Below are 9,318 nucleotides of genomic sequence, written 5' to 3'. Positions count from 1 at the left end.
TATTTACACTTGATTGCTTTGCCATATCAGTACCTTTTATGACTCATTTTTTGTTAGGTAACATCGATACCTTGTTGATTAACGTTGTGGTTTTGTTAATCAACATCGTGTTACATGTATTAAGTATTGGATTCACAAAGTATTCAACCATCAACTTTACGATGAAATTTTTAATGCTTCTGTTAATTTTAAAGGATTAACTCGTCGTATTATTGGTCATTTATTTGGCTTAGAGGGGGTGGGTAAACTAATACTAAAGTTTATTTTTTGATGCGGATTTGATATAGAATGAAGTTTATGTCTTTGTTTATATGATGAAAATTTGAGTGGAGAGCAGATGGCATCGATTAACTAATATCTTGCTTTATTAAGTCCAGTTGGTCATTTTTAGTTTCGATCTAGCCACCAATATTGACGTTTCCGAGCACCATATTGGTTAGCGGGGAATAAACGAGCCTATACAGCTAAAGCTCGGGGCCGTTACGACAAGAAGTATAAAGAACATTATAGTTTTAGGTCACACTTTTGAGGTAAACATTAAAACCGCAACGATAATTTAATATAAACACTGCCTCATCGTCGGTAATCATTTATCCTATTATTAATTATATCTTTTTTATTTAAATTCGATGTAAGCTATTACTTAAAAAGTATTTTTATTTTAATCATTAAGGAAGCGCATTTATGAATACTGCAATTGATATACTCTTAACCCCGTGGCTTTGGATCACTGTGGTCGTCATCTTCACCATTCAAAGAAGCGTATTATTTATTCCGCAAAACCGAGGTTATGTTATTTATACCTTCGGACGTTACAGCGGCACATTACAAGCAGGGCTTAACTTTATTATTCCTTTTATACAGCGTGTCGCTGCAGATCGTAATTTAAAAGAGCAATCGTTGGACATTTCTTCACAACTGGCCATCACCAAAGATAATATTACCTTGGAACTTGACGGTATTTTATTTATGAAAGTTATCGATGCGGCTGCCGCGACGAATAACATCACCGACTATAAATTAGCTGTGGTACAGCTGGCTACAACAACAATGCGTAATGCTATCGGCTCAATGGAACTTGACCAATGTTTTCAAAATCGAGATAACATTAATGCCTCTATCCTAGCGTCAATGACAGAAGCGACTCAGCCTTGGGGTGTGCAGGTGACACGTTACGAGATCAAAGATATTACTCCGCCGATTTCAATTAAAGAAGATATGGAAAAACAAATGGCAGCAGAACGTGAAAAACGTTCGGTGATCCTTACGGCTGAAGGTGTTAAGACTGCCGCTATCACGCAAGCTGAAGGTTTGAAACAAGCGCGAGTACTGGATGCGGAAGGTGCTAAAGCAGAGCAAGTACTGGCAGCTGAAGCAAGTAAAGAATCACAAATATTAGAAGCAACGGGTAAGGCAGAAGCAATTCGATTAGTGGCAGATGCCGATTCTTCAGCCCTGCATGTTGTTGGTGCTGTTGCCATTACCAGTGAAGGCCAGCAAGCGGTACGTTTAACACTCGCGCAAGATGCGATTGCTGCGCACAAAGCCATTGCATCCGAAGGTTCGGTTATTTTAACCGATGGTAAAACCAGTGATAATATCGGTAATACAGTTGCTCAAGCAATTGCGGTATCAAGTGCACTAAAGTTATCTGAATAGTGGCTTTGTCGTCCATCAATGGAGTTTACTAAATGGATACATTAATTGACTACTTACAGAATAATCACGATCAATTGCTTTATGTAATTGGTGCGATTGCCTTGCTTGTTGAGTTGAGCGTTACTGGCTTAAGCGGACCGCTACTGTTCTTTGGTCTTGGCTGTCTGCTCACTGGTGTATTGGTGAGTGTCGGCATAATCCAAGGCTGGGAGCTTGAAGTCTTATCGGTTGGACTCTTATCTGCTGTCACGGCTTTACTGTTATGGAAGCCGCTGCAGAATTTTCAGGGCAATAAGTTTGTCTCGGATACTAGCAGTGATATGATTGGTCAAACCGTTCCTGTCAGTGAATCGGTGACCATCAACGGTGGCAAAGTTCGTCATTCTGGCATTAATTGGAATGCACGTTTAAGTGATACCGCAAAGGTCGACGTTATTGATGTCGGTATACGGGCTAAAATTGTGGCTGTCGATGGTAATGTTTTGATCATAGAGTAAACACTCGATGGATTTATCAACGATTCACTCATCCGAGCAGATGAGGTGCTTTATACACAAATCATAAAAAGCTTGGGCCTGAGGAGAGATAGTATGTTCTGCCAGTCGAAAAATACCCATTTTTCGTTCTAGCAGGGGGTCGACAAGGGGTAGCCACACTAAATCAGTTTCATTACTGGGGAAGGCCAATTTAGGCAGTGTGGTTATACCTATTCCGAGTTTTAATACGGAGAATAAAGAGGTGATATTCTCGACAGAGTAAAGTGCTTTTTCAATCAGAACCCTTGCTGGAGTTGGTTCTAGCAGGGTACAAGTACCATTATGAATAAATGCTTGCTCCAATAACTCCCGCCATTCAACGCCGTTAATATTACTCGCTATAGGGTTATCCTTTAAACAGACAACGCCAATGGGGTCTGAAATCAACGGGGTAAAATTAATCGCGTTAACGTTTAAGTTCGCACAGTTACCCAACGCTAAATCAACTTCACCAGACAATAACCTAGCTTCAACACCTGCGGCATTATCATCAATCAAACTCACTTCCACATCGGGGTATTGTTTACAAAATCGCCCCAGCACATTAGGGATCAGTTTTGCTGCTACCGATGGCACGCTAGCAATCCGTACGCGTCCTTGTTGGCCTGCTGCTGCAGCGCGTAGGTCGTTATCTAATGCTTTATAAAGATGTAGGAATTTAGTGATTTTTGGTAAACAGATATGACCAAAAGGCGTGAGTGTCGATTTATTACCAGACTCAAAAAGTGGTTGCTCTAACGTGCGTTCCAGTTCTTTGATTGAAGTCGATAGCGCGGCCTGAGAACGGTTAGCACGACTAGATGCTGCGCGAAATCCACCTTCTTCGACGACTAAAACAAAGTGTCGGAGCTGTTGTATTTTAATATCCATATTTAATAGCCTATTAGGTATTTTGTGATAAAGCGTTTCTTGATAAAAAGTATGTTGCGATCACACTTTTGTGGGGTGATAGATTTTTCTTATCAAACGCACAGAATTTACCGTTAGATTTATCAAGAGTCAACTGGCAATATTCACAACATTGAAACAAAGCTGTTACAAAATGGATGTGAATATGAAAACTCAAAGTTACCCAGTAAAAACTGAACTCTTCGCGTCTAAAGCACCGCTTGAGTGGGCTATTGTAAATAATGGCACGTTATATACAGCGCAGATACCAATTGATCAAACAGGCACTGTTGTTGCTGGTGGCATTGAAGCCCAAACCCGCCAAACACTTGATAATCTTGTGCATACTTTGCAATGTGCTGGTGAATCTCTTGATTCAGTTCTGCAAGTCTTAATTTACGTGACTGATCGTGAATATCTCGCCACCGTCAATAAACTATATGCCGAATATTTCAACGCCCCTTATCCAAATCGCGCCGCAATAATCGTCGCGGGACTGGCTCGTGAGGAAATGCTGGTAGAGCTGGTGGTTTACGCTGCAGTCAATGACGATTAAGTCGGCTCTATAGGTAAGTTATAGACAAGCGAAACGTAAGCCAAACACGAACTATACTAACGAATATGATCTAATTTAACGAACACAGTCCAAAATAACGCATAGCCGAAACAAGGAAAGTCGAATGACAACTAAAACACAGCACTCACTACATATCGGTGGTGAATGGCAAGCAGAAAGATCACTTTATATTGGCGGCGAATGGCAAGCCGGTGTTAGTACTATTGCTAACATTAATCCGTCAGATATCAGTCAAAATTTAGGCAACTTTGCACAAGCTAATGAAGCGCAAGTGCAACAAGCTATCTCGGCAGCAAAGCAGGCTCAACCAACGTGGGAAAAAACCCCACTAGAACGTAAACAAGCAGTGCTGCAAGGTATTGGTGATGAGCTAATTGCACGTTGTGATGAACTTGGTCGGTTACTATCAAGTGAAGAAGGCAAGCCATTTTTAGAAGGTCGTGGCGAGATTTATCGTGCGGGTCAGTTCTTTCAGTATTTTGCTGCAGAGGTACTGCGCCAAATCGGTGATAACGCAACGTCAGTAAGACCGGGTGTGACAGTTGAAGTGACACGTGAAGCGGTTGGTGTGATTGCGATTATTTCACCGTGGAATTTCCCAACCGCGACAGCGGCATGGAAGATAGCCCCTGCATTAGCATTTGGCAACAGTGTTATTTGGAAACCAGCCAATTTAACCCCAGCCAGTGCTGTGGCATTAACTGAAATTATCCATCGTCAAGGGTTGCCTGAAGGAACATTTAACCTAGTACTTGGTAGTGGTTCTGAAGTGGGTAATGCACTAATTAATTCAACACAAGTGAACGGCGTCAGTTTTACCGGTTCTGTTGACACTGGTCGTAAAATTGCCACGGCAACCGCGCCGAACTTTGTGCGCTGTCAGTTAGAAATGGGCAGCAAAAATGCATTAATTGTCGCTGATGATGCTGATATTAATATCGCTGTTGAAGCCACTATTGCTGGTTCTTTCTCAGGTGCAGGCCAAAAATGTACCGCTTCTTCTCGCCTTGTGGTGATGGATGGTATTCATGATGCTTATGTTGAAGCGCTGATCAAACGCATGAGTGATCTCAAAGTAGGTCACGCACTCGAAGACGGTGTGTTCATGGGGCCTGTTGTTGATGGTAAGCAGTTAGATGCTAACTTTGATTGGATTGATACGGCGCGTCAAAGTGGTGCTGAATTGGCCTTTGGTGGAGAACGCCTGCATTTAGAGCATGAAGGTTTCTATATGTCGCCTACACTGTTTCTTAATACCCAGAATAGTTGGTCAGTGAATCAAGAAGAAGTGTTTGCCCCAATGGCCTGCGTGATCCGTGTTGCTGATCTTGATGAAGCTATTGCCACGACTAACGATACGCGATTTGGTTTAACCAGCGGCATTATCACGCAAAGCTTACGCACCAGCACCATGTTTAAGCAACAAGCGCAGACCGGTTGTGTGATGGTTAACTTACCAACAGCCGGTACTGATTACCATGTTCCGTTTGGCGGCCGTAAAGAATCAAGCTTTGGTCCTCGTGAACAAGGCCAATACGCAAAAGAATTCTACACCGTGGTTAAAACCGGTTACCAACGCGCTTATTAACTTTTTACATAGTCACGAAATGAATGACAAGCAAGGAGTCGGTATGTATAGCCAAAGGATTGTTATTGACGGATTGCAGTATTGCAATTGGGATAGAGAATATTTCCAGACATTAAAAAACAGTGGTATTACCGCTGTTCATGCAACGATTGTTTATCACGAAACCGCGCGTGAAACGCTAAGTCGTTTTGCCGAGTGGAATCTTAGGTTTGAACAAAATGCGGACTTGATCATGCCGATTCATTCTGTCGCTGATATCGAAAAGGCCAAGGCGCTAGGCAAAGTGGGTATTTTCTTTGGTGCGCAAAACTGTTCATCAATTGATGATGAGATTGGTTTGATTGAAGTTATGCGTCAGCAAGGTTTATTAATCATGCAGTTAACTTATAACAATCAAAGCTTACTGGCGACCGGCTGTTATGAGCAGCATGATAGCGGTATTACGCGCTTTGGTAAGCAAGCAATAGCAGAGATGAACCGGGTGGGCATGATCATTGATATGTCACACAGTGCAGAGCGTTCAACCTTGGAAGCGATTGACTTTTCGTCGCGTCCTATCTGTATTAGCCATGCTAATCCGACGTTTGCGTTTGAAGCGTTACGTAATAAATCAGATACGGTAATTAAATCGTTGGCGGCACGTGGCGGCATGTTGGGTTTTAGTTTGTACCCATTTCATTTACCTAATGGTAGCCAATGTAGCTTAGACGATTTTTGCCAGATGGTCGCAAAGACCGCTGATATGGTCGGTGTGGATCATCTCGGTATTGGCAGTGACCTGTGCCTAAATCAACCGCAAGCCGTATTGGAATGGATGCGTAATGGTCGCTGGTCCAAAGCGATGGATTATGGTGAAGGGTCGGCAAGTAACTCTGGCTGGCCTGATTCATTACCTTGGTTCTGTGGCAGCGCGGGCATGGAAAATATTTATAACGGCTTAATGCGTTATGGATTTTCAGAATCTGAAGCTGGTCAAGTACTAGGTGAAAATTGGTTTAACTTTTTAAAACAGGGATTAACGCCTATTTCGTAATGTCATCACCGACACATAGAACACCAGCTCACTATTAATCGACAGGGCTGGCGTAAATACACCTTTGCAATTGCAAAGAAAACCTCTGGAGTCAGAGCATGTCAGATGTAATCAAAAGCGTGAAAGCGGCGGGCCTAGATAGTGACGGTAGTAATACCTCAAGCTCTTCAAGCTCTTCAAATTTGTCAAGTGATAGCGCAGTAAGTGATAATAATTCTACAGTGGATAAATTGGGTTTTGGTAACCCTGCTTTTTGGTATAGCGGTAGTTTTCTTGCCGCGTTTGTACTGTTAGCATTATACGATGAAGCATTGTTATCGAGTCTTGTGAATAGCGGATTTTCATGGGCCGTAAAAGTGTTCGGTCCTTATTGGCAAATATTGTTGTTATTAACCTTTTTGATTGGCATCGGTTTAGCTGCTGGTCGTACTGGTAAAGTCGTTTTAGGTGCGCTTGATGAACCTGAAATGGATGGTTTCCGTTGGATGGCTATTATCTTTTGTACACTACTTGCTGGTGGTGGTGTGTTTTGGGCCGCAGCAGAGCCCATTGCCCATTTTGTTAGTCCACCGCCTTTGTACGGTGCACAAGATAATATTCAACAAACGGCTGTGAATGCCTTGTCACAATCATTCATGCACTGGGGGTTTCTCGCTTGGGCCATCGTTGGCAGCCTGACATCTATCGTGGTTATGCACCTCCATTATGATAAAGGCTTACCGCTTAAACCCCGTATTTTGCTTTATCCTCTGTTAGGCAAGCGCGTGCTAACTGGCCACACAGGCGCCTTGATTGATGCGTGTTGTATCGTCGCGGTTGCTGCTGGCACCATTGGTCCTATTGGCTTTCTTGGTTTGCAGGTGAGTTACGCACTTAATTTTCTGTTTGAGATCCCGAATGGATTTACCACGCAACTTATCATTATCTTATTTGCCATTGCTTTATACACGCTATCTGCTTTAAGTGGTTTAGATCGTGGTATGCAAATGCTCAGCCGCTACAACGTTATTCTGGCTTGTGTGCTGATGGTTTATATTCTTATGTTTGGTCCGACTAACTTTATCTTTAATGGCTATATCCAAGGTGTGGGGAGCATGATCGATAATTTCATTCCAATGGCGACATACCGTGGTGATGAAGGCTGGTTGAGCTGGTGGACGGTATTTTTCTGGGGGTGGTTCTTAGGTTATGGCCCGATGATGGCTATTTTTATTGCGCGCATCTCGCGTGGTCGGACAATCCGCCAGTTAGTCACCACCATCAGTATTGTGGCACCGCTAACAACGTGCTTTTGGTTCACGATTGTCGGTGGTTCTGGTTTGGCTTTTGAAATTGCAGAACCGGGGTCAGTTAGTTCTGCATTTGAGGGCTTTAATTTACCAGGGGCGCTGCTTGCAGTAACCACACAGCTACCATTTCCAATGATCACTTCGATCCTATTTCTTATCCTGACCACGATCTTTATTGTTACAACCGGTGACTCGATGACTTACACCATCAGTGTGGTGATTAGTGGTGATGCCGAACCAAATGCCTTTATTCGGGCTTTCTGGGGCATCATTATGGGGGTCACGGCCTTGATCCTTATTTCACTGGGCTCAGGGGGAATATCGGCACTGCAATCTTTCATTGTTATTACTGCGGTACCTGTTTCTTTAATCTTATTGCCATCACTTTGGAACGCGCCACAAATCGCGATAAAAATGGCCAAAGAGCAAGGTTTATAGCTTGTCGGTTTATAGCACAGCAAATCGGTAGTAGTAAAAAAGTAATGCGAAGCAAGGCGGTGAGCATACCGCCTAATTAAAACTCTTATAATTAAAATGGAAGTTAATAATATGGATGCTCGTCCTTCAATTTGCGGTGGCTCTTATATGCGTGATCCTAAAACCGTTATGGCGCCAGAAAGACTTGGTGCCATGCATCAAAATCGAATTAGTTTTGTACGTACGTTGATCCGCAAAATGGCGCAACAAAAATGGCAAGTAACTAAGCACGATTGGCAGTTATCACCACAAGGTTTTGGTCACGTAATTTATAAACTAACTACGTTAGAGCACGTTTATCACTTAGTTATTTTTTGTGATGAAATTGCTGATGAAGATCGTAATGATCGCGTTATAGCCGAAAAGTGGGACGTGACGTTTGCACTTGTTTATGGTGATGTGGACGCTAATTTACTTAACAATCTACGTGCTAATGTACCGTTACAAGAAGCAGGGCGGAATCCAAATAAGGTGTTGGTATTAGCGAGAGCCAATAAAAGTGTTCGGGTGTTCGAACATTTGGTTTCACACTTGGCAAAAGGCCTGCAGCCTAATGCTAAAGAACTCGCTGAAGTTGGCTATATACTGCGGACAACCGCGGTTTATGGCAATGGTAAGTTTGGTATTGCCGATTTTGGCTGGCTTGAGAGTAATGACGATTTTAACCAATCATTCAGTGCGCAAATGTGCGCGGTATATATCTTGCGTGAATTTAGCCTAGATTGGGTGCATTACTTAGCCAATCAACAAGGTGGTGATAATGCAGTTAGTTTAGATGTTGATTTACAGCGCTACCTTGGCATTGGTAATGCGACAGGTCTGGGCATGGCACCATACTTAATCAATCACCCTTGTATCGTCGACAAGTGGTTATCATCACGTGAGTCTGCGTTAACTGCGGTGCTCAATTGTGATGTGGCGATAAACAAATTGGCACCATTACAACAGTTATTGCAAAAAGGTGTTTGTCATTTAGAGCAAATAATAACGATTAATGAACATCAGGATAGCCTTAATCGCACGGCAATAACTGAATTACATGACTTGTTAGCTAAGTTAGAAACCGTGATGCTACAAAGTCATCGCTGGTCTGAACTGGTTGATTATGCGGATCAGTATAGTTTGGAAACCCAAGAAATACTGTTGTCATGTTTGATGGAAATCTATCCTGATCTAGTCGATAGCTATGAAACTAAGATGAATTGTGACGAGACGTTAAGCCTGCCGAGTGGTAAGCGTATTAATGATTTATTGGCGGTCTTAGAAAGTCG

At 42.6% G+C, this 9,318-nt stretch carries 8 protein-coding genes; 7 read left to right on the top strand and 1 reads right to left on the bottom strand.

Annotated features, from left to right (window positions below; genetic code table 11):
• Positions 1–684: 684 nt before the first annotated feature.
• Both QNK26_RS03860 and QNK26_RS03855 read left to right on the top strand, forming a co-directional pair.
• Positions 685–1,659, top strand: coding sequence for an SPFH domain-containing protein (locus tag QNK26_RS03860; protein ID WP_319220945.1), 975 nt, complete (start codon positions 685–687; stop codon positions 1,657–1,659).
• A gap of 32 nt (positions 1,660–1,691) precedes the next feature.
• Positions 1,692–2,156, top strand: coding sequence for an NfeD family protein (locus QNK26_RS03855; RefSeq protein WP_319220944.1), 465 nt, complete (start codon positions 1,692–1,694; stop codon positions 2,154–2,156).
• 24 nt (positions 2,157–2,180) lie between these two features.
• Here the strand turns inward: QNK26_RS03855 and QNK26_RS03850 are convergent, their stop codons facing one another.
• Positions 2,181–3,065 carry a LysR family transcriptional regulator gene (locus QNK26_RS03850; protein ID WP_319220943.1) on the bottom strand — a complete coding sequence of 295 codons (885 nt, stop codon included), beginning with the start codon at positions 3,063–3,065 and terminating at the stop codon, positions 2,181–2,183.
• Positions 3,066–3,249: 184 nt separating this feature from the next.
• On the opposite strand from QNK26_RS03850, the gene QNK26_RS03845 reads away from it, so the two are divergent.
• From QNK26_RS03845 to QNK26_RS03825, 5 genes are all read left to right on the top strand, one after another.
• The gene (locus QNK26_RS03845) at positions 3,250–3,639 is read left to right on the top strand and encodes a RidA family protein (RefSeq protein WP_413816346.1); all 390 of its coding nucleotides are present in this window, start codon (positions 3,250–3,252) and stop codon (positions 3,637–3,639) included.
• A 124-nt stretch (positions 3,640–3,763) separates the two neighbouring features.
• Complete coding sequence (locus tag QNK26_RS03840) at positions 3,764–5,248, top strand: aldehyde dehydrogenase family protein (RefSeq protein WP_319220942.1); 1,485 nt, start codon at positions 3,764–3,766, stop codon at positions 5,246–5,248.
• A 43-nt stretch (positions 5,249–5,291) separates the two neighbouring features.
• Positions 5,292–6,281 (top strand): membrane dipeptidase, encoded by a 990-nt coding sequence (locus QNK26_RS03835; protein ID WP_319220941.1) that lies wholly within the window; start codon positions 5,292–5,294, stop codon positions 6,279–6,281.
• A 98-nt stretch (positions 6,282–6,379) separates the two neighbouring features.
• On the top strand, positions 6,380–8,008 hold the full coding sequence (locus QNK26_RS03830) for a BCCT family transporter (RefSeq protein WP_319220940.1): 1,629 nt from the start codon (positions 6,380–6,382) through the stop codon (positions 8,006–8,008).
• Positions 8,009–8,119: 111 nt separating this feature from the next.
• Positions 8,120–9,318: hypothetical protein (locus tag QNK26_RS03825; RefSeq protein ID WP_319220939.1), on the top strand; the 1,199-nt coding region annotated here is incomplete at its 3' end.

Origin of the sequence: Moritella sp., from assembly GCF_033791185.1 — a bacterium.
Taxonomy (GTDB): Bacteria; Pseudomonadota; Gammaproteobacteria; order Enterobacterales; family Moritellaceae; genus Moritella.
The sequence above is the reverse complement of the archived record's forward strand: the minus strand, read 5'-3'. Positions and strand labels throughout refer to the sequence as shown.

Bases quoted from the DNA above. Each gene is read 5' to 3' on its own strand.
- QNK26_RS03840 (WP_319220942.1), top strand. From the start codon at position 3,764: ATGACAACTAAAACACAGCACTCACTACATATCGGTGGTGAATGGCAA.
- QNK26_RS03860 (WP_319220945.1), top strand. From the start codon at position 685: ATGAATACTGCAATTGATATACTCTTAACCCCGTGGCTTTGGATCACT.
- QNK26_RS03845 (WP_413816346.1), top strand. From the start codon at position 3,250: ATGAAAACTCAAAGTTACCCAGTAAAAACTGAACTCTTCGCGTCTAAA.
- QNK26_RS03835 (WP_319220941.1), top strand. From the start codon at position 5,292: ATGTATAGCCAAAGGATTGTTATTGACGGATTGCAGTATTGCAATTGG.
- QNK26_RS03830 (WP_319220940.1), top strand. From the start codon at position 6,380: ATGTCAGATGTAATCAAAAGCGTGAAAGCGGCGGGCCTAGATAGTGAC.
- QNK26_RS03855 (WP_319220944.1), top strand. From the start codon at position 1,692: ATGGATACATTAATTGACTACTTACAGAATAATCACGATCAATTGCTT.
- QNK26_RS03850 (WP_319220943.1), bottom strand. From the start codon at position 3,065: ATGGATATTAAAATACAACAGCTCCGACACTTTGTTTTAGTCGTCGAA.